23 protein-coding genes are annotated in these 19,661 nt (G+C 67.5%); 13 read left to right on the forward strand and 10 right to left on the reverse strand.

Annotated elements, in window-relative coordinates; translation table 11 throughout:
- Positions 1–42 precede the first annotated feature (42 nt).
- The 5 genes from AC07XS_RS07135 (at position 43) to rpoD (ending at position 6,002) form a co-directional block, all read left to right on the forward strand.
- The gene (locus AC07XS_RS07135) at positions 43–882 is read left to right on the forward strand and encodes an LD-carboxypeptidase (RefSeq protein ID WP_182714161.1); all 840 of its coding nucleotides are present in this window, start codon (positions 43–45) and stop codon (positions 880–882) included.
- 260 nt (positions 883–1,142) lie between these two features.
- Positions 1,143–3,005 carry a DNA primase gene (dnaG, locus tag AC07XS_RS07140; RefSeq protein ID WP_321208036.1) on the forward strand — a complete coding sequence of 621 codons (1,863 nt, stop codon included), beginning with the start codon at positions 1,143–1,145 and terminating at the stop codon, positions 3,003–3,005.
- A 45-nt stretch (positions 3,006–3,050) separates the two neighbouring features.
- Positions 3,051–3,290, forward strand: a complete 240-nt coding sequence (locus AC07XS_RS07145) for a hypothetical protein (RefSeq protein ID WP_182714159.1) — start codon at positions 3,051–3,053, stop codon at positions 3,288–3,290.
- A complete protein-coding gene (locus tag AC07XS_RS07150; protein WP_182714158.1) occupies positions 3,287–3,691 on the forward strand; it encodes a type II toxin-antitoxin system VapC family toxin in 405 nt (134 codons plus the stop codon). The genes AC07XS_RS07145 and AC07XS_RS07150 overlap by 4 nt, the downstream gene beginning before the upstream one ends.
- A 364-nt stretch (positions 3,692–4,055) precedes the next feature.
- Entirely contained in the window at positions 4,056–6,002 is a 1,947-nt protein-coding gene (rpoD, locus tag AC07XS_RS07155) for an RNA polymerase sigma factor RpoD (protein ID WP_182714157.1), read from the forward strand.
- A 42-nt stretch (positions 6,003–6,044) separates the two neighbouring features.
- On the opposite strand, the gene AC07XS_RS07160 is transcribed toward rpoD, so the two are convergent.
- Positions 6,045–6,308 carry a DUF2798 domain-containing protein gene (locus tag AC07XS_RS07160; protein ID WP_054764792.1) on the reverse strand — a complete coding sequence of 88 codons (264 nt, stop codon included), beginning with the start codon at positions 6,306–6,308 and terminating at the stop codon, positions 6,045–6,047.
- A 202-nt stretch (positions 6,309–6,510) separates the two neighbouring features.
- Here AC07XS_RS07160 and AC07XS_RS07165 point away from each other — a divergent pair, with 202 nt between their 5' ends.
- From AC07XS_RS07165 to AC07XS_RS07175, 3 genes are read left to right on the forward strand one after another with little or no spacing between them, the layout of a single operon-like run.
- A complete protein-coding gene (locus AC07XS_RS07165; protein WP_152949548.1) occupies positions 6,511–6,690 on the forward strand; it encodes a DUF2256 domain-containing protein in 180 nt (59 codons plus the stop codon).
- 56 nt (positions 6,691–6,746) lie between these two features.
- On the forward strand, positions 6,747–7,487 hold the full coding sequence (locus AC07XS_RS07170; RefSeq protein ID WP_182714156.1) for an extensin-like domain-containing protein: 741 nt from the start codon (positions 6,747–6,749) through the stop codon (positions 7,485–7,487).
- Between the two features lie 37 nt (positions 7,488–7,524).
- Complete coding sequence (locus AC07XS_RS07175; RefSeq protein WP_152949550.1) at positions 7,525–7,974, forward strand: hypothetical protein; 450 nt, start codon at positions 7,525–7,527, stop codon at positions 7,972–7,974.
- Between the two features lie 4 nt (positions 7,975–7,978).
- Here the strand turns inward: AC07XS_RS07175 and AC07XS_RS07180 are convergent, their stop codons facing one another.
- The 4 genes from AC07XS_RS07180 to AC07XS_RS07195 are packed head-to-tail and all read right to left on the reverse strand — an operon-like array spanning position 7,979 to position 9,749.
- The gene (locus AC07XS_RS07180) at positions 7,979–8,326 is read right to left on the reverse strand and encodes a DUF1428 domain-containing protein (RefSeq protein WP_054764796.1); all 348 of its coding nucleotides are present in this window, start codon (positions 8,324–8,326) and stop codon (positions 7,979–7,981) included.
- A gap of 22 nt (positions 8,327–8,348) precedes the next feature.
- Positions 8,349–8,831, reverse strand: coding sequence for a VOC family protein (locus tag AC07XS_RS07185; protein ID WP_152949551.1), 483 nt, complete (start codon positions 8,829–8,831; stop codon positions 8,349–8,351).
- Positions 8,831–9,289: an SRPBCC family protein gene (locus tag AC07XS_RS07190; protein WP_054764798.1), complete on the reverse strand. Its 459-nt coding sequence runs from the start codon at positions 9,287–9,289 to the stop codon at positions 8,831–8,833. Before AC07XS_RS07190 ends, AC07XS_RS07185 begins: the two co-directional genes overlap by 1 nt.
- Before the next feature lie 13 nt (positions 9,290–9,302).
- Positions 9,303–9,749: a VOC family protein gene (locus AC07XS_RS07195; RefSeq protein ID WP_054764799.1), complete on the reverse strand. Its 447-nt coding sequence runs from the start codon at positions 9,747–9,749 to the stop codon at positions 9,303–9,305.
- Between the two features lie 56 nt (positions 9,750–9,805).
- On the opposite strand from AC07XS_RS07195, the gene AC07XS_RS07200 reads away from it, so the two are divergent.
- The gene (locus AC07XS_RS07200) at positions 9,806–10,501 is read left to right on the forward strand and encodes a transcriptional regulator (protein ID WP_182714155.1); all 696 of its coding nucleotides are present in this window, start codon (positions 9,806–9,808) and stop codon (positions 10,499–10,501) included.
- A gap of 91 nt (positions 10,502–10,592) precedes the next feature.
- A complete protein-coding gene (locus tag AC07XS_RS07205) occupies positions 10,593–12,500 on the forward strand; it encodes a methyl-accepting chemotaxis protein (protein ID WP_182714174.1) in 1,908 nt (635 codons plus the stop codon).
- 13 nt (positions 12,501–12,513) lie between these two features.
- Here the strand turns inward: AC07XS_RS07205 and AC07XS_RS07210 are convergent, their stop codons facing one another.
- Positions 12,514–12,723 carry a flagellar basal body rod C-terminal domain-containing protein gene (locus AC07XS_RS07210; protein WP_182714154.1) on the reverse strand — a complete coding sequence of 70 codons (210 nt, stop codon included), beginning with the start codon at positions 12,721–12,723 and terminating at the stop codon, positions 12,514–12,516.
- Positions 12,724–12,928: 205 nt separating this feature from the next.
- Between AC07XS_RS07210 and AC07XS_RS07215 the strand changes: the two genes are divergently transcribed.
- The 3 genes from AC07XS_RS07215 to AC07XS_RS07225 all read left to right on the forward strand — a co-directional run bounded on the left by AC07XS_RS07215 (position 12,929) and on the right by AC07XS_RS07225 (position 16,187).
- Positions 12,929–14,842, forward strand: a complete 1,914-nt coding sequence (locus AC07XS_RS07215; protein ID WP_182714153.1) for a DEAD/DEAH box helicase — start codon at positions 12,929–12,931, stop codon at positions 14,840–14,842.
- A 38-nt stretch (positions 14,843–14,880) separates the two neighbouring features.
- A complete protein-coding gene (locus tag AC07XS_RS07220) occupies positions 14,881–15,204 on the forward strand; it encodes an Mpo1-like protein (protein ID WP_182714152.1) in 324 nt (107 codons plus the stop codon).
- A 92-nt stretch (positions 15,205–15,296) separates the two neighbouring features.
- Positions 15,297–16,187 carry a hypothetical protein gene (locus AC07XS_RS07225; protein ID WP_182714151.1) on the forward strand — a complete coding sequence of 297 codons (891 nt, stop codon included), beginning with the start codon at positions 15,297–15,299 and terminating at the stop codon, positions 16,185–16,187.
- Between the two features lie 72 nt (positions 16,188–16,259).
- Here AC07XS_RS07225 and AC07XS_RS07230 read toward each other — a convergent pair whose 3' ends face one another.
- The 4 genes from AC07XS_RS07230 to dusA all read right to left on the reverse strand — a co-directional run bounded on the left by AC07XS_RS07230 (position 16,260) and on the right by dusA (position 19,543).
- The gene (locus tag AC07XS_RS07230) at positions 16,260–16,820 is read right to left on the reverse strand and encodes a 3D domain-containing protein (protein ID WP_082382608.1); all 561 of its coding nucleotides are present in this window, start codon (positions 16,818–16,820) and stop codon (positions 16,260–16,262) included.
- Between the two features lie 84 nt (positions 16,821–16,904).
- On the reverse strand, positions 16,905–17,729 hold the full coding sequence (locus AC07XS_RS07235) for a sulfite exporter TauE/SafE family protein (protein WP_182714150.1): 825 nt from the start codon (positions 17,727–17,729) through the stop codon (positions 16,905–16,907).
- A gap of 35 nt (positions 17,730–17,764) precedes the next feature.
- A complete protein-coding gene (locus AC07XS_RS07240; RefSeq protein ID WP_182714149.1) occupies positions 17,765–18,451 on the reverse strand; it encodes a hypothetical protein in 687 nt (228 codons plus the stop codon).
- A gap of 75 nt (positions 18,452–18,526) precedes the next feature.
- A complete protein-coding gene (dusA, locus tag AC07XS_RS07245) occupies positions 18,527–19,543 on the reverse strand; it encodes a tRNA dihydrouridine(20/20a) synthase DusA (RefSeq protein WP_054764806.1) in 1,017 nt (338 codons plus the stop codon).
- Between the last annotated feature and the right edge of the window lie 118 nt (positions 19,544–19,661).

The raw sequence follows: 19,661 nt of genomic DNA on the forward strand, positions 1-19,661 counted from the left end.
ATCCGCCAGAGCCGGATCGCAATTTCGACGAAGAAGACGGGCGTGAACGCAAACACCTTCAAGATCGGCGCGGTCTGCGCCAGTTCCCGCTTTTCAAAGGAGCGGGCCGAGGCCGTCGAACAGTGGATGGCCGAACATCACCCGGATCGCGACGTGGCTGTGGTCTTCCACCCCGCCTGCTTCTTGAAGCACGGTCACTTCGCGGGGGACGACCGGGCGCGGGCCGAGGCCTTTATCGAGTTCGCCAATGATCCGCGCATCGACGCCGTCTGGTTCGCCCGCGGCGGCTATGGCTCTTGCCGCATCGCCGAGGCGGTGATCCCCCGGCTGAACGCGGTGGCGCGCAAGAAGCGCTATCTGGGCTATTCCGACGCGGGCAGTCTGTTGGCCGGCATGTACCGGGCCGGATTCGAACATCTGGCCCATGGGCCGATGGCTTCGGATTCGGTGCGGGACGATGTGACGGCTAAAGGCGCCCTGGCCTGGCTGACCACGGGCCGGACGGACTGGATCGAGCCGTCCCTGGCCGCCGACCCGCGTCCCGCCGTCGCCTTCAACCTGACCATCATCGACCAGCTCGTCGGCACGGCGCTGGAGCCGGATCTGACCGGCCATGTCCTGATGCTGGAGGAGGTGTCGGAGGCCGCCTATCGGATCGACCGGATGATGTTTCACTTGACGGGTCAGGCTTCTATCAGAAGTGTGGCTGGAATTCGCCTGGGGCGTGTTTCCGATGTCACGCCAAACGATCCTGATTTCGGCCAGACTCCGGAGGAGATCGTTCGATACTGGTGCCTGAGATCGGGCATAGACTACCTGGGCTCCGCTGATATCGGGCACGATACGGCCAATAAGGTGGTGCCCTTTGGACCTCGCCGCTGAAAAGCCGTTGCGACGCGAAAGACACAGTCCGGCCATGATCCGCATCACGCCGGTCGCCGGCCTCTCGACAGCCGACGCCGTCGAACGTCAGATGAAGGTCCGCGAGGCGTTAGGACTTCGTTAGCCAAGGCGTTGGGGGACGCTGCGGCTTACGCCTTCTGCGATGCGGCGGTTCGTTCGGCTATCGGGGGATGCCCGGACGAACCGCCTGATCGTCCCGAACATCGACGGAACCTGTCGCAAGGCTTATGGATCGTCGTGTGCGTTTCGACGAAAGATTCATCGATGAACTGAAGGCCCGCCTTCGGCCGTCCGACGTGATCGGGCGGACGGTGAAGCTCAAGCGGCAGGGGCGGGAATATGTCGGCCTGTCGCCCTTCTCGAAGGAGAAGTCGCCCTCCTTCTTCGTCAATGACGACAAGGGCTTCTTCCACGACTTCTCGTCCGGCAAACACGGCGACATCATCTCCTTCCTGCAGGAGACCGAGCGGCTGAGCTTCGTCGAGGCGGTGCAGCGGCTGGCGGGCGAGGCGGGCATGCAGCTGCCGGCCGAAGACCCCAAGGAGGCCGAGCGCGAGCAGAAGCGCTTAGGCCTGTCCGAGTGGATGGACCTGGCCCAGAAATGGTTCGCCGCCAATCTGCGCCGCACGCCGGGCAAGGCGGCGCGCGAATATCTTGAGAAGCGCGGCCTGCCCGAGGATCAGTGGGAGCGGTTCGGCCTGGGCTATGCGCCCAATGACCGCGAGGGGCTGAAACAGGCCCTGGTCCAGCGCGGGGCGCGGCCGGCCGAACTGGTCGAGGCCGGGCTGCTGATCGCGCCGGACAGCGGCGGCCAGCCCTATGACCGGTTCCGCGACCGGCTGATCTTCCCCATTCTGGACGCGCGGGGGCGGATCGTCAGCTTCGGCGGCCGGGCCATGAACCCCGACGACCGGGCCAAATATCTGAACGGGCCGGAAAGCCCGCTGTTTCACAAGGGCTCCACCCTCTACGGCCTGCCCGAGGCGCGGCGCATTCTGGGGGCCGAGAGCCGGAACGACCAGCCGATCATCGTGGTCGAGGGCTATATGGACGTCATCGCCTGCCAGCGCGCGGGCCTGCCGGCCGTGGCCCCCATGGGCACGGCCCTGACCGAAGAACAGATGGAGCGGCTGTGGCGGGTCAGCCATGAGCCGGTGCTGTGTTTCGACGGGGATGCGGCGGGCCTGCGGGCCGCCTATCGCGCCATCGAACGGTCGTTGCCGCTGCTGAAGCCGGGGCGATCGTTCCGCTTCGCCCTGCTCAGCGGCGGGCAGGACCCCGACGACATACTGCGCGACAAGGGGGCGCCGGCCCTGCGCCAGGCCTTGGCCGAGACCCATGGTTTCGCCGAGGTTCTGTTCCGTCGCGAACAGGATGTGGAGCCGCTGGACACGCCCGAGCGCAAGGCCGGGTTCAAGGCGCGGCTGCGGGCGGCGGCCGGCGCCATTCAGGACAAGGATCTGGCGGAACAGTATCGCCGCGACCTGTTCGACCGGTTCGACGCCCTGTTTCCCCGCAACCCTCCGCGCGCGCCCTGGACGCCGGGGCAGGGGCGGGGCCGTTTCGGCCCGCCGCCGAAGCTGGGCCAGACCGTCGAGGGGGCCCAGGCCATGCAGTCGCTGTTCCGCGCCGTCAGTCCGGTGGCGGCGGCCCTGGCCTATGCCGCGATCGACGACATCGAGCGGCTGGACGATCATCTGGAAGAAGTCAGCGTTCAGGGATTTGGCGACGCAGCCCTGGAGGGGTTGGCCCAGGAGCTGGTGCGGCTGCGGCTGTCGGGCCAGGCGTCGGACGCGGCCGTGGTGCGACATCGGCTGCGTGACTCCGGCTTTGATCCGCTGTTGAAAGAGATCGAGAAGGCGGCGTCCAAGTCCGGCGCCGCCTTTCTGTCGTCCGACCTTACCGTGGCGGAATCGCGCGCCCAATGGCTGAAGGTGTTCGGTCTGATGACCCACCTCGCCGCCCTGTCGCGCGCCATAGAGACGGCGAAACAGGACCTGGGCCAGGGGACGGGCATCGAGGCTCTGATCCGGCTGAAGGCCGAGCGGGACGCCATCACCCGCTCGTTCGCGGCCCCCGACTTCTGGACGACCCTGGTCTGAGCCGCGCCGATTGGCGGGCTTGACGATCTGGAGTAGTCTCGCCCCATGGATGGCTCCCAACCCGTCAGGATCACCCGCGAAGGCGACCATCAGGTCGTCCACCTGCCGAGCGGCGTCGCCGTTCCGGCGGACGCCGTGGTGCGTCAGGAGGGGGAGCGGTTGATCATCGAACGGGGACAGGCGTCGAATCGGCACAGACTGCTCGACACCCTGGCGCGCCTCGAGCCGATCGAGGAGGACTTCGCTCCTATAGACGACCTGCCTTCGAGCCCTGTCCGCTTTTGATCCTCTATCTGCTGGATACGAACGCGCTTTCGGATCTGGTGCGCAATCCGCATGGGCAAGTGGCTCAACAGTTCAGTCTGCGTTTGGAAGACGCCGCGACCAGCATCATCGTTGCGGCCGAGTTGCGGTTCGGCGCTGAAAAGCGCGGGTCCGCAAGACTTTCGGGCCAGTTGGAGGCGATTTTGGCCGACATCCCGGTCCTGCCCTTCGATGCGCCGGCTGATCGCGCCTATGCGCGGACTCGCCAGGCGCTGGAAAGGTCAGGGGCGAGCATCAGCGCCAACGACCTGCTGATCGCCGCCCACGCCCTGGCGCTGGACTGCATCCTCGTCACCGACAATGAGCGGGAGTTTTCCCGCGTTCCGGGTCTGCGCGTCGAAAACTGGTTGCGCGAGCCGTAGGGCGGCCTTGACTCCGCCCGCTTGCGACGCCATCTGGCGCAATCGGATCATGACGCCTTAGTGCGCGAGGTCGAGAAGGCGGCGGCGAAGTCCGGCGCGCCATTCCTGGCCGCAAATGCGCCCCTCGCCGAGGCAAGGGTCCGATGGTCGCAGGCGTTTGACGACGCCTCGGTCCCGGCGCGAGAGGCGTCGGGGCGGGATGAGGGGGTTCCGTCGGCGGCAGCTGCGCGGGATGTGCTTCGCCGTGCGATCAAAGCCGGGACGATTTGGGAAGACAGCGCGGGCGCGTAACCTTACGCCTCGCCAGGCATTGTATTTTCGCCGGGGTGGACTGATCACCCCTCCGGCCGGAGACAGACTGACTATGAACGCACAGACCGAGACGCAGGACACCGAGGTTTCGACCGATGGCCCCCTGCTCGATCTGACCGACGCCGGCGTCAAGAAATTCATCAAACAGGCCAAGGCGCGCGGCTATGTGACGATGGAGGAGCTGAACAAGGTCCTGCCGTCCGAAGAAGTCACCCCCGACGCCATCGAAGACACCCTGGCCATGCTGTCGGAAATGGGCGTCAACGTCGTCGAGGCCGAGGAGGACGCGCAGGAGCAGCAGTCCACCGACGTCGCCGCCGCCGCCTCCACCGGCGTGGCCGAAACCCCCGCCAAGGCCGCCTATGACCGCACCGACGACCCGGTGCGGATGTATCTGCGCGAGATGGGTTCGGTCGAACTCTTGAGCCGCGAGGGCGAGATCGCCATCGCCAAGCGGATCGAGGCTGGCCGCGACGCCATGATCTCGGGTCTGTGCGAAAGCGCCCTGACCTTTGAGGCCATCATGGTCTGGCGCGACGAGCTGGAGAACAACCGCATCCTGCTGCGCGAGGTCATCGACCTGGACGCCACCTACGGCGTGCTCAACCCCTCCTCCCTGCCGGGCGCCGCCCAGCCTGAGGGCGAAGAGGAGGAAGAGGCCGAGGACAAGCCGGTCGCCGAGGACAAGCCCGAATCCGACGACGAGGACGAGGACGACTTCGACGACGGCGGCGGCATGTCGATCTCGGCTCTGGAGGCCGAGCTGCGCGACGGGGTGATGGAGGTTCTGAACGCCATCGCCGCCGACTTCGGCGCCTTCCGTGCGTTGCAGGACAAGCTGGTCCAGGCCCGGCTGAAGGGCGAGACCCTGAGCGCCAAGGACGAAAAGACCTATCAGACCCTGACGACGACCATTTCGGATCGTCTGAAGACGATGAAGTTGAACAACAACCGCATCGAGGCCCTGGTCGAGCAGCTGTATGCGATCAACAAGCGCCTGATTGGTCTGGAAGGCCGTCTGCTGCGTCTGGCCGACAGCTACGGCATTTCGCGGCCTGAGTTCCTGAAGGCCTATTTCGGCTCCGAACTGGACCCGACCTGGACCGACCGGATCAAGGACCAGGGCGTGCGCTGGACCAAGTTCAGCGAGAACGAAGCCGGCCAGATCGCGACCATCCGCGCCGACGTCGCCGCCGTGGCCCTGGAGGCCGGCCTGCCGATCGACGACTATCGCCGCATCGTCCAGACGGTGCAGAAGGGCGAACGCGAAGCGCGGCAAGCCAAGAAGGAAATGGTCGAGGCCAACCTGCGCCTCGTCATCTCCATCGCCAAGAAATACACCAACCGCGGCCTGCAGTTCCTGGACCTGATCCAGGAGGGCAACATCGGCCTGATGAAGGCGGTCGACAAGTTCGAGTACCGCCGCGGCTACAAGTTCTCGACCTACGCCACCTGGTGGATCCGTCAGGCGATCACCCGCTCGATCGCCGACCAGGCGCGCACCATCCGCATCCCGGTGCACATGATCGAGACGATCAACAAGATCGTCCGCACCAGCCGCCAGATGCTGCACGAGATCGGCCGCGAGCCGACCCCGGAAGAACTGGCCGAAAAGCTGGCCATGCCGCTGGAGAAGGTGCGCAAGGTCCTGAAGATCGCCAAGGAGCCGATCAGCCTGGAGACCCCGATCGGGGACGAAGAGGATTCGCACCTGGGCGACTTCATCGAGGACAAGAACGCCGTCCTGCCGATCGACGCCGCCATCCAGTCGAACCTGCGCGAGACCACCACCCGCGTCCTGGCGTCCCTGACGCCGCGCGAGGAACGGGTGCTGCGCATGCGCTTCGGCATCGGCATGAACACCGACCACACGCTGGAAGAAGTCGGCCAGCAGTTCTCGGTGACGCGCGAACGGATCCGTCAGATCGAGGCCAAGGCCCTGCGCAAGCTGAAACACCCCAGCCGGTCGCGCAAGCTGCGGTCCTTCCTGGACAGCTGAAGACGATCAGGGGCGGCGCCGAAAGGGCCGCCCCTTTTTCGTTCAGCGGGCGGGCTCGACCAGGGCTGCGACGATGCGCCGGACCAGGGGCAGGATCAGCAGCAGGACCGGGAAGGCGATCAGCCAGGACAGGCCCCAGGCCTGCATCCACGCGCTGGGAAAGGCCGGGGCGAAGCCCAGGGTTCGAGCGGTGGCGATGGCTGAGACCACAAAGGTCATGATCAGCGACAGGATCAGCGGCATGACCAGTCCGGCGTAGCGGGCGGGCAGGCGTCGGAACCGGACGACGGCGGGATGAGGGTGCATGGTTTGCGTCTCTCTTAAACTCAGGTCTTCGGCGCGGGCATCCGCCGGACGAACCGGCCCCGGCCGAAGACCGGGATGGATGCGTTGCCTGACGTGAGACGCTTACGGCCGCCGAGGCGACGTGCGCCCTGTAGCAAGGTTGAGAGTGTTTCGCAACAATGGCGGCGCGGTCCCTCGCCCGCCGTTTCAAATAGAGGACCGGATGGGCCGCAAACACGTCAATCTGGGCACGGCGCCGGCCAAGGCCGATCTGCCGCAGAAGGTCTGCGCCGCCTGCGGCCTGCCGTTCGTCTGGCGCAAGAAATGGGCGCGGGACTGGGATCGTGTGCGGTTCTGCTCGGACCGCTGTCGGGCCAAGGGCGTGTCGGAAGAGCGGCGATAGGCGGCTCTCCGCCTCGTGACCGCCGGACCCGGCGGGAATCGGCTAGGACCGGAGCCATGTCCTCGTCGCCTCGTCTGATGCGCCTTTGCGCCGGCCTTTCGCTCCTGCTGATTTTGGCCGGCTGCGTCCGGCGCGCGCCGGAGCCCTTGCGGCCGTCGCCCTATCCGGGCCAGACGGCGGCGCCTCTCATCGGGGGGCTGATCGACCGGCCGATCGACGGGGGCACCCAGGCGGCGGTGGTGCGCGAAGGCTCTGAGCTGGGGCGGTGCATGGCCCAGCTGACCGCGGCGCGGGTGCGGTTCAGCCCCGTGCCGGATCGGCAGAACTCGGCCGTCTGCGGCCTGAGACAGGGCGGGGTGCTGGGGCCGGACCTGGGGACGGTGGCGCGGATGGCGCCCGGCGACGTCGAGATGACCTGCCAGACCGCCCTGGCGCTGAGCGTCTGGCGGCGTCAGTCGCTGGAACCGGCGGCGCGCGAAATCCTGGGGTCGGACGTGGTCCAGATCGACCATATGGGCGCCTACGCCTGTCGCAATGTGAACAACGGCGTGGGCTCCAGCCGGATCAGCGCCCACGCCCAGGCGGCCGCCCTGGACTTCGCCGGGGTGCGGCTGAGGGACGGGCGGCGGATCACGGTGACGAAGGATTGGAGCGGCGATGCGCCCGAGGCCCGATTCCTGCGCCGTATCCGCGACGACGCCTGCCGCATCTTCGGCACGGTGCTGAGCCCAGACTACAACGCCGTCCATTTCGACCATCTGCATCTGGAAGCGACCGACACACGTTTCTGCCGCTGAGACGGCGCCGAGTCGGGCCGTCGGCCGGGAGAGGCGCATGGCGAAACGGTTGAAGGTCTTCACCTGGTCGGACGGGTTTCACGCCTTCACGGTCGCGGTCAGCTCGCGGCCCAAGGCGCTGGAGGCCTGGGGCTCCAAACAGGATCTGTTCGCCACGGGCCTGGCCAGCGAACTGAGCGGCGGCCCCGACTATGAGGCGGCCTTAGCCGCTCCAGGCGAGGTGATCGAACGCGGCCTGGCCATCGACGTCGGCAAGATCAAGAAGGCGGCCGGACCGAAGAAGGCCGCCGGTCCGTCCAAGGCCCGGCGCGCCAAGATCCAGCGGCTGGAAGCCGAGCTTGAGACCCTGGACGCCGAACATCAGCAGGCGATGGCGGATCTGGCGGATCGGCTGAAGGCCTTGGAGGACGAACAGGCCGAGCGGGAGCGGACCCATGCAAAACGCCGCAAGGCCCTGACGGCGGCCCTGAAGGCGGCGCGCCGCTGAGCCCCTATGACTGGAAGATGGTTTCGAAACCGCCCCACATCATCCGCTTGCCGTCGAAGGGCATGTCCATCTCGGCGAAGCCGGGGTCGGTCTCCATCTGCGCCCAGCAGGCGTCGGCGGTGGCGCGGTCGGGCCAGGTGACCCAGGAGAAGACCACCACCTCGCCCGGCTCCAGCTTTACGGCCATGGGAAAGCTGGTCAGCTTGCCGTCGGGCACGTCCTCGCCCCAGGTCTCGACCTGGGACAGGGCGCCGTATTTCTGAAACAGGGGCCAGGAGGCCTGGGCGGACTTGACGTAGCGCGCCTTGTCCTCGGATTTCACGGGGGTCAGGAAGCCGGTCACATAGGTCATGGGGTCGTCCTTTGCTGAGGGTTCAGAGGTCGGCGACGGCGCGTTCCAGGGCCGCGACGTCGATCTTGATCATCTCCATCATGGCCTGCATGGCGGCCTTGGCGCGGGCGGGATCGGGGTCGGTCGTCAGTTCCACCAGGCGCCGAGGCGTTATCTGCCACGACAGGCCCCAACGGTCCTTCAACCAGCCGCAGGCGTTCTCGCGGCCGCCGTCAGCGGTCAGGGCGTCCCACAGCCGGTCGGTTTCGGCCTGATCCTCGGTCATCACCATGAAGGAGACGGCCTCGGTGAAACGGAAGTTCGGCCCTCCGTTCAGGGCCAGATACTCACGGCCCGCCAGGACGAACTGCACCGTCAGGACCGAACCGGCCGGGCCGGACGGCGTGTCGACCGGCGAGCGGTTGACGGCGGTGATACGGCTGTCGGGCAGAAGCGACACATAGAAGGCGGTGGCGGCTTCCGCCTCGCCGTCGAACCACAGGCAGGGAACGATCTTGTCGGCCATCACGCCACGCCCTCGGCCAGTTCGGCCAGTTGATCGGCGACGGCGGCCCAGCCCTGTTCGAAGCCCATGGCTCGGTGCGCCGACATGGCCTTTTCGTCCCAATGGCGGGCGACGGCGGTGTAGAGGGTCGCATCGTCCTCGGCCTCGAAGGTGTCGATGCGGACGAAGTTCATCTCGCCGGCCTGGGGAACCCAGCCCTCGGTGAAGGCGCCGGTCGAGACCAGTCTGCGGCCCGGAACCACCTCCAGGAAGACGCCGGAATAGGGATGACGCTCCCCCTCGGGCGAGGCCATTTCGACATTGGCCCGGCCGCCGACGCGCAGGTCCCAGTCCACCACCGGCGTGGTCCAGGGGCGGGGGCAGAACCATTCGGCGGTGCGTTGCGTATAGACGTTCCAGACCGTTTCCGGCGCGGCCCTGATCAGGCGGCTGATGCGGAGTTCGAAAATCTCGGACATGACGATCTCCGCCTCAGGCCGGCGTCAGGTCATGGGCGGCGAAGGCCTCGGGCCCGGCGGCGACGGCTGTGGGGTCCATCCACATGACCTCCCAGATATGGCCGTCGGGATCGGCGTAGCTGCGGCCGTACATGAAGCCGTAATCCTGGGGGCTGTTGGGGTCGGGCAGACCCCCGGCGCCGGCGGCCTGGGCGACCGTCGCATCCACCGCCGCCTTGTCCTCGCGCGACAGGCACAGCAGCATCTGGGCCGAGACCTGGGCGTCGGGAATGGCCCGGTCGGTGAAGCTGCGCCACTTGTCGTGGGTCAGCAGCATGACGTGGATCACGTCCGACACCACCATACAGGCGGCCGTCTCATCGCTGAACATCGGGTTTTTCGTCGCCCCGACGGCTTCATAAAAGGCGATCGAACGGTCAAGGTCGGCGACGGGCAGGTTGATGAAGATCAGTTGGGTCATGCGGCGGTCCTCTCCCTCTTTGCGGACCGTGCCTTTGGTAGTTAGAATAGTCAATAATGAAGTTAGAAAAAGTAACTGCAAAGCCAGGGCGTCGTTATCATGACGCCTGCGGGGCCGCCCATGGGCTGGATCTGATCGGCGAACGCTGGGCCCTGCTGGTCGTGCGCGAGCTGATGCTGGGCCCGCGCCGGTTCGGCGATCTGAAGAAGGACCTGCACGGCATATCGGCCAATGTCCTGACCCAGAGGCTGGAGGGGCTGGAGGCGTCGGGAGTTCTGCGGCGTCGCAAACTGCCGCCGCCCGCCTCGGTCCAGGTCTATGAGCTGACCGACTGGGGGCTGGAGATCGAGCCGGTCTTCATCGTCCTGGGGCGCTGGGCGGCGCGGTCGCCCCAGCATGATCCGACCCTGCCGATCAGCGCCGTCTCGATCATGCTGTCGTTCAAGACCATGTTCGATCCCGCCCTGGCCGGCGACGCCGCCCTGGTCCTGGGCTTCGTCTTTGAAGACGAGACCTTCCGGGTTGAGATCCGGGACGGCGGTCTGGACGCGCGGCGGGGGCCGATCGACGACACCGCCGTGGTCCTGACCACCCGCCCCGAACTGGTGGCGGCGGCCGTTTACGGCAAGGTTCCGACGGCGGCGCTTGAGGCCGAAGGCGGGCTGAGGATCGTCGGCGACCGGGCGGTCTTCGAACAGTTCACTGGGTATTTCCACCTACCAGAAAAGGCCGGATTGGAAGCGTCGCCTTAGAAGGTTTGGTAAGGCTTGTCCGGTAGTTGCGACGGGTTAACCGCTTTCGGAGCCGGTCGTGTTCAAGTCCTTGTCCATATCCATCAAGCTGATGATCGCGCTCGGGGCGATGATGAGCGCGTGCGGCGTGGCGACCCTGGTCGTCCTGTTCAGCCTGGTGACGCTGCAACGGTCGGACACGGCCGAACGGTCCGCCTATCAGATCAGCGAGGCGGCCACTCTGACCCTGGCCGCCGCCGTCGAACAGCAAAACGCCCTGCGCGCCTATGTGGCGACGGGCCAGGAGACGGCGCGACGGGACTATCTGGCGCGCAAGGCCGCCTTCGACCAGGCGGCCCAGGCCCTGGACGCCAGCGACGCCGATCATGTCTACGCCGCCCAGCATCAGGCGCTGAAGGCCGCCAGCGACGCCTTTCACCAGCAGTCGCAGGGGCTGATAGCCCAGGCCGCCGATCCGGCGACCCGGCTCCAGGCCGAAGCGCGGCTGTTGCAGACGGCGGACCTGAAGGACATTCGCGCCGCCGTCACCGCTGTCGATCAGGCCGCCGATGCGGTGCTGAGTCAGAGAAGCGCCGCCAAGAAGGCGGCTTTCGGACGGGGCTATGCGGCCCTGGTCGTCGGCGGGATCCTGGCCCTGCTGGTCGCCGCCGCCATGACGGTCTGGCTGGTCCGGGCGCTCAGCCAGCCGATCGTCGCCATGACCCGCGCCATGGCGCAGCTGGCCGGCGGCGATCTGAAGGTCTCCATCCCGGCCCAGGAGCGTGGCGACGAGATCGGCCGGATGGCCGCGGCCGTCGGCACCTTCCGCGACAACGCCGTCGAAAAGGCCCGGCTGGAAGCCGAGGCCCAGTCGCAGCGGGCGGTCAGCGAGGCCGAACATCGCGCCAATGAAGCCGAAAAGGCCCGGATCGCCGAGGAGGATCGGATCGCGCTTACGGCCCTGGCCGAGGGGCTGTCGGCCATGTCCAACGGCGACCTGACCTATCGGATCGAAACCGAGTTCGCGCCCAAGGCCGCCCAGCTCAAGTCCGACTTCAACGCCGCCATCGCCCAGCTGCAACAGGCGATGGGCGTCGTCCTGGGCAATGTGGCGGGCATTCGTTCGGGCGCGGCCGAGATTTCCCAGGCCGCCGACGACCTGTCGCGCCGCACCGAACAGCAGGCCGCCTCTCTGGAAGAGACGGCGGCCGCCCTGGACGAGATCACCGCCACGGTGAAGAAGACCGCCTCCGGCGCTCGCCAGGCGGCCGACGTCGTCGACGCCGCCAAGGGCGACGCCGAGACGTCCGGCGTCATCGTCCGCGACGCGGTCGAAGCCATGCAGGCGATCGAATCCTCGTCCTCGCAGATCAGCCAGATCATCGGGGTCATCGACGAGATCGCCTTCCAGACCAATCTTCTGGCCCTGAACGCCGGGGTCGAGGCGGCGCGGGCGGGCGAGGCCGGTCGCGGCTTCGCCGTCGTGGCCTCCGAGGTCCGGGCCCTGGCCCAGCGGTCGGCGGAGGCGGCGAAAGAGATCAAGACCCTGATCTCGACCTCCACCAGCCAGGTGGGCACGGGCGTGACCTTGGTCGGCCAGACCGGCGAGGCTTTGCAACGGATCGTGGACCGGGTGGCCGAGATCGACGGCCTGGTGGCCGACATCGCCGCCTCGGCCCAGGAACAGGCGGTCGGCCTGGCCCAGGTCAATACGGCCGTGAACCAGATGGACCAGGTCACCCAGCAGAATGCGGCCATGGTCGAACAGTCGACCGCCGCCAGCCACGCCCTGGATCAGGAAGCCCAGTCCCTGCAAGCCTCTGCGGCCCGGTTCAAGGTCGGGACCGTGGGTCAGGCCTCCCCCGCCAAGTCCGCGGCGCAACGTCCGGCGGCGCCGGCTCCGGCTTCGGCGCGGGCGTCTACGCCCCATATGGCGGCGGCCTTGAAGACCCTGGGGCGCGGCGGCGCGGCCCTTGCGCCCAAGGCGGCGCCCGAAGCCGACGGCTGGGAAGAGTTCTAAACGGCGTCGCGGCTCAGGCCAGGATGTCCAGCAGGGTCGCCGTCATTTCGTCGGCGGTTCGGACCACGGCGGCGTTGGCGCTGAAGGCGGTCTTGGCCTGAAGCCGTTCGACGGTTTCCTCGGCGAGGTTGTCGAGCGGCGCGGTCGCAGTGCGGCGCGCGCTGTTTTCGAACCGCATCTGGGCGCTGGTCATTCCGGCGGCGGCGATGGAAAGCGCTTGCATGATAGGCTCCGAACGAGGCGGGTTTGATCGCCAGACTGTCGCCCTCAGGTCAACGTCGCCTGAAGGAACAGGGTGAACGGCGTTTTCCGCCCCGCTTCAGCCTTTATCCGTGTATAGAGCGCCCATCATTCGCCCGGCCTGAGGTCTGTCCTCGGCCGGGCGCGGTCGTTTCGACGACCGCCTCGTCCGTCATTCCAGGTAGCCGATGCCCTTTCCCGCCGTTCACCCCGCGCTCGACCGCGCTCTGATCAACAAGGGCTATGCCGAACCGACCCCGGTTCAGGCCGCCGTGCTGGAAGAGGGCCATGCGGACCGCGACCTGCTGGTCTCGGCCCAGACCGGATCGGGCAAGACGGTGGCCTTCGGCCTGGCGGCGGCGCCGACCCTGCTGGGCGACAGTCCCCAGTTCGGCCCCGGCGGCGCGCCCCTGTGCCTGGCCATCGCGCCCACGCGGGAGCTGGCCATGCAGGTCGCCGCCGAGCTGCAATGGCTGTACGCCGACTCCGGCGCCAAGATCGCCACCTGCGTCGGCGGCATGGACGCGCGCCGTGAAGCGCGTGCCTTAAGCTTCGGCGTCCACATCGTCGTCGGCACGCCCGGCCGTCTGAAGGACCATATCGACCGGGGCAATCTGGACCTGTCCGAGCTGAAGGTCGCGGTGCTCGACGAGGCCGACGAGATGCTGGACATGGGCTTCCGCGAGGACCTGGAGCACATTCTGGACCAGGCGCCGGAAGGCCGCCGCACCCTGCTGTTCTCGGCCACCATCGCGCGCGAGATCGTCACCCTGGCCAAGCGCTATCAGAAGGACGCGGTGCGCATCGACGCCACCGACAAGTCGCGCCAGCACGCCGACATCGAATATCGCGCCTATCGCATCGCCCCCAATGAGATCGAACACGCCGTGGTCAACACCCTGCGCTGGTTCGAGGCGCCGCGGGCCATGGTCTTCTGCTCGACGCGGGATTCGGTGCGTCACCTGCAGTCGTCGCTGCTGGAGCGCGGCTTCTCGACCGTCAGCCTGTCCGGCGAAATGGGCCAGCGCGAACGGACCGACGCGCTGCAGTCGCTGCGGGACGGACGCGCCCGCGTCTGTGTCGCCACCGACGTGGCCGCGCGTGGGCTCGACCTGCCCGATCTGGGCCTGGTCATCCACGCCGAACTGCCGATGAACCGCGCCGGCCTGCTGCACCGTTCGGGCCGCACCGGGCGGGCGGGCAAGAAGGGCGTTTCGGTCATGCTGGTGCCCCACTCGCGCCGTCGCAAGGCCGAGCGGCTGATGGACGAGGCGGGGATCGACGCCGTCTGGTCCGGCGCGCCCACCTTCGACGAGATCCGCAAGGCCGATGAGGACCGTCTGCTGTCGCCGTCGCATTTCGAGGCCGAGGTGTCGGACGAGGACATGATCGTCGCCAAGCGGATGATCGCCGAGCGCACGCCCGACGAGATCGCCGCCGCCCTGGTTCGCCTGCTGCGCAAGGAACAGCCGGCGCCGGAAGAACTGTCCGATCCGGGCGCCGATCGCGGACCGGCCAAGCGCGACCGGGCCGCGCGCACCGACGACGGGACCGCCGCCCAGCCCTGGCCCGGCGAACGCCTGGGCGCCGATGAGGTGGTCTGGTTCCGCCTGGACGTGGGCCGCAACAAGAACGCCGACCCCAAATGGCTGATCCCCCTGATCTGCCGCATTGGCGGCATTTCCAAACCCCAGATCGGCTCGATCCGCACCTTCCCTGAAGAGACCCGGTTCGAGATCGCCAAGACCCATGAAAAGGCCTTCCGCGAGGCGATCGCCGCCTCGAAGGAAGAGGTGAAGATCACGCCGTCGGAAGCGCCCACGCCGGGGTCGATGAAGGCGTCCCGCTACGCCGGCAAGCCGCGCGAGGACGGCGACCGCCCCTTCAAGAAGACGCCCTACAAGCGCGCCGAAGGCGGGGAGGGCGACGCCCGTCCGCCGTTCAAGAAGAAGCCCTGGGCGCCCAAGACCGACGGCGCCGCCAATCCGCGGTCGAATGCGGCGGGCGACAAGCCCTTCGCCAAGAAGCCGTTCAAGGCCAAGCCGGGCTTCAAGAAGGACGGGTTCAAGAAGGACGGGTTCAAGGGCAAGCCCAAGGGCTGAGACTTGATTGATCCTGGGCGGAGGCGCACCCTCCGCCCATGACCACGCCGTCCGAACCCCAGGGCCGATACGCCTCGTTCGAGGCCTTCTACCCCTATTACATCCATGAGCATTCCAACCGGACCTGTCGGCGCATCCACGTCATGGGCACCGGACTGGTGATCCTGGCCCTTCTCGCCTTCGTCGTGACCCTGAATCCCTGGTGGCTTCTGGCCATGCCCCTGGTCGGCTACGGCTTCGCCTGGGTCGGACATTTCTTCTTCGAGAAGAACAAGCCTGCCACCTTCAAATATCCGCTGTGGAGCCTGATGGGCGACTTCCGCCTGTTCTTCGAGACGGTGTCGGGCCGACGCAAATTCTGACCGCGCGCCCTGGGTTTCGGAAGCTGCGCCTTTCTGGAAAATGGGTTATGCAGAAGGTGCGGCGAGGGGCCGCAGGGAAGGGGAAACGCTTCATGAAACGCATCGCCGCCGCGGCCGCCGCCGCCCTTATGCTTACGCCGGGCGTCGCCCTGGCCCAGAAGTCGGGAAGCCGCCCGGACTTCACCCTGTCGCCCAACTATGGGGAGGTGGAGCTGGAAAGCGGCTTCACCCCCGATCCATGGACCAAGTCCATCCTGGCGGGCGGTTCCGTGGCCGCCTCGGCCGCCCGTTCGGGCTGCGAAGGTTCGGTCAGCGCCGCGCCGGATCTGCAACTGACCTATGAGGCCGGCGAACTGGACCTGACCATCCGGGCCACGGCCTCGGAAGACACCACGCTTCTGATCAATACGCCCGACGGTCAGTGGCTGTGCGACGACGACAGCGGCGGCGATCTGAACCCTCAGGTGCTGATCTCCGATCCGCAGAGCGGCCGCTACGACATCTGGCTGGGCACCTATAATGACAAGATGGTCCAGGCGACGCTGGAGGTCAGCGAACTGGGCGGCTCCAGCAGCGGCGGCGGCGAAAGCCCCGATACGGATAAGGAGCCGAACTACGGCTCGGTGCGCCTGCGCACCGGCTTCACCCCCGATCCCCACGAAAAGTCGATCCTGGCCGGCGGCTCGGTCCCGGCCGCCAACGCCAAGGCGGGCTGTGAAGGTTCGGTCAGCGCGGCGCCCGACTATCAGGTCTTCTTCGAGGCGGGAAATCTGGACCTGACCTTCCTGGTCGAGGCGTCGGAAGACACCACCCTGTTGATCAATACGCCGAACGGCCGCTGGTACTGCGACGACGACAGCGGCGGCAGTCTGAACCCCAAGGTCCAGATCACCAATCCGCAGAGCGGCCGCTATGACGTCTGGGTCGGCACCTATGGCGACGACATGGTCCAGTCGACGCTGAAGGTCAGCGAACTGGACTAAGCCTTCGCAAATCCCGCACATGAAAACGCCAGCCCCTGACGGAGCCGGCGTTTTTAACGTCTTGAAGGTGATTTAGCGGGCGGCGCTTTCCCAGGCCGGGGGGCAGCCGTCGAAACGACCGGCGTCGGCGATGGTCAGGGTCCGCATGTTCAGACGACGCGCCTGGGCCATCGAGCCGCGGCCGTTCCCGGTATAGAGGTCGATCTTCTGACCCTTGATCGCCCCGCCGGTGTCGGAGGCGTACCAATAGCCGTCATGGATCGAACCGTCGGCCAGACGCATCCCCACGGTTTCGCGGATGAAGAGTTTGGTGCGACGCGGAATGACGCGGGGATCGACCGCCACGGTGCGCATGGCGATGGGACGGCAACCCAGGGAATCATTGCCCGTCGCTCCGCCGCCGCCCGCATGATAGAGCCGGGCCGAGGCGCGCCAGTCGGGATCGCCGGCCATAAGCTCGGCCTGTTCCTCCGTCAGGGCCGCAGCCTCCAGATCGGGGGAACCGATGTCGTCCGCCGGGGTTTCAACCCTGGCTGCATCCGCCGCGACAGCGACATTGTAAGGGACTGGCTCGCTCGAAACCGAGGACAGAGCGGTCCACAACAAGGCGAAGGCAGCGGAGGCGCCGATCATCCGATTTGCTCATAGAGGCGCCGGCTCCCAACGCCGCCGGCGCGCGTTTTGTCGCCGGGACTTGTGGCCAGAAAGGGGCGCGGCTCAAAACGCCTTGATGACGACCGATAGGGCTGTCGCCAACAGATAGACTGCAAAGGCTTTTTTCAGGACGCGCCGATCCAGCCGGTGCGCCAGCCGCGCGCCCAGCGGCGCCGACAGGGCCGTCATCATCCCCATGATCACGGCGGCGGGCAGATTGACATAGCCGAGCGACAGGGGCGGGCGGCCCGGCGCGTCCCAGCCGAAAACGACGAAACCGGCCGCCGCCGCCGCTCCGATCGCGACCCCGAAGCCCGAGGCCGTCGCCACCGCCTGGTGGATCGGCCGGCCGAACAGGGTCATGGTCATGCCGCCCAGACTGCCGCCCCCCACGCCCATCATGGCCGAGAACAGGCCGATCAGGCTTCCCAGGACGCCTCGGGTCCAGCCCGTCGGCATGTCCGTGCGCAGCACGTAGCGCTCGGGCAGCAGGCCCATCTGAGCCGCCACCAGGATCAGCAGGACGCCGTAAACCAGGGCCAGCCCCTCCATGGAGGTCACGCCGGCGATGGCCGCCCCCGCTACGGCGCCCAGGGCCACCCAGGGCGTCCAGGTCCGCAGCACCTGTTCGTCCACGGCCCCGTGCTTGCGGTGGGCGGCCAGGGACCGCAGGGCCGTGACCACGATGGTCGCCAGCGAGGTGCCGATGGCGGTGTGCAGATCGCCCTCGCCGCCCACGCCCAGGACAGTGAAGGCGTAGAACAGCACCGGCACCAGAACCGTGCCGCCGCCCACCCCGAACAGGCCGGCGATGATCCCGCCGAACAGCCCCGCCCCGATCAGGGCCAGAACCAGCAGGGCGATTTCAGACAGGGGCAGGCCGAACATGCCGCGCCCTTAGCAGGCGCGGGGCGCCTTCACCATCAGAACCGGTAGTTGAGCCCGATCTGCACGACGGGCAGGACCTTGTAGTCGTCGGCGTCGGCCTGAATCTCACGCTCCTCTTCCGCCAGACGATCCTGGAAGGCCGGCTGGTCGGACAGGGTCCCGCCCGCGGCGTTCAGATCGACCTGGGGCGCATCGCCGAAGGCCGCGCCGGCCAGCAGCCGCAGGCCCCAGCGCCCGTCATGGGTGAAGGTGTTGTCGAACCCGAGGCCGACGAAGGGGGCGGTGCTTTCCAGGTCGATGCGGCCGGTCAGGGTTCCGACCTGCTCAGGGGTGAAGACCAGGCCGCCGATATTGACCGGCTCGGTCGGGGTGGCGTTCAGATCGACCTTGCGCGTGCCGAAATAGGCGCCGGCCGAGACGAAGAAGGGGTTCTTGAACGGATGCAGATCCACGAAGGCGCCCGGCGACTTGAAGTCGATGTCGGCCTCATAGTCGATGCCGTCATAGGTGTCGTCGCGGTCCCACTGAAGCGCGTCATAGCCGCCGCGCAGCACCAGATAGTCGTTCACGGCGAACTGGGCCTGAAGCCCGGCGCCCGGCGTGCCGACCTGGGCGCCCAGGGCGAACCGGCCCCGCTCCGCACTGGAAACGGGCGTCTGGGCTGCGGCCTGGGCGGCGGGCAGGAGGGCGGCCGCGGCGGCGGCGAGGGCGATGAGCTTCATGGCGGACTCCGGTCGCGAAAAGGGTTCGACGCTGAAAGGCGCGGCGACCCGGACGGTTCCCGTCCCGGCTGGGCGTCAGGCCGCCGCGTCGCGCCGCGCCTCGGCCTCGCGCACCGCCTCGGCGGCGCGGTCCAGAACCTCCAGCCCAGCGCCCGGCCGGATGGCCTCGACCGTCAGGATGCGGCGGAAGGCCCGCGCGCCCGGCCGTCCGTGCATCAGCCCCAGCATGTGGCGCGTCATGGCCGCCAGCCGCACCCCCTCCGCCAGCCGGGCCGCCATATAGGGGCGATAACGGTCCAGCGCCGTAAAGGCGTCGACGTCGATCGTCTCGGCCCCGAACAGGCGCCGATCCGCCTGACCCAGGAGGGCCGGCTCATGATAGGCGGCCCGGCCCAGCATCACCCCGTCCAGCCGCACCCCGTCGGTGTCGTCCAGCAGGGTCTCGGCCTGATCCAGATCGGCGATCCCGCCGTTGATCGAAATGTTCAGCTGGGGCCGCTCGCGCTTCAGCCGGCGCACCAGTCCATAATCCAGGGGCGGCACGTCCCGGTTCTCCTTGGGCGACAGGCCCTGAAGCCAGGCCTTGCGCGCATGGACGATGAAGACCTCGATCCCGACGGCGGCGCAGGCGTCCACGGTGGCGAACAGGCTGACCTGGGGGTCCTGGTCGTCGACGCCGATCCGGCATTTGACCGTGGCGGGCACGGACACGGCCTCCCGGATCGCCGCCATACAGTCGGCGACCAGCGCCGGCTCGCGCATCAGACAGGCGCCGAACCGGCCCGACTGAACCCGGTCCGAGGGACAGCCGACGTTCAGATTGATTTCGTCATAGCCGTAGGCTTCGCCGATCCTGGCCGCCTGGGCCAGTTCTTCAGGATCGGACCCGCCCAGTTGCAGGGCGACCGGATGTTCGACCGCATCGAACCCCAGCAGATGATCCCGATCCCCATGCAGCACCGCCGGCGCCGTCACCATCTCCGTATAGAGCAGGGCCCGCGCGCTGAGGGCGCGGTGAAACGCCCGGCAATGCCGGTCGGTCCAGTCCATCATCGGGGCCACGGACAGCCTACGTGCGTGGGTTATAGGCATTGTTCAGTAATATCAAAACTTTGGTTGGCAGACTGTGCGCTCGATCTTGCGCCGGTTTGCGACGTTGTTTCCGGCTTTTCGACATCTCACGCACGCAGGGCGCACACGAAAATGGCGA

This window comes from Brevundimonas sp. GW456-12-10-14-LB3, assembly GCF_059424365.1.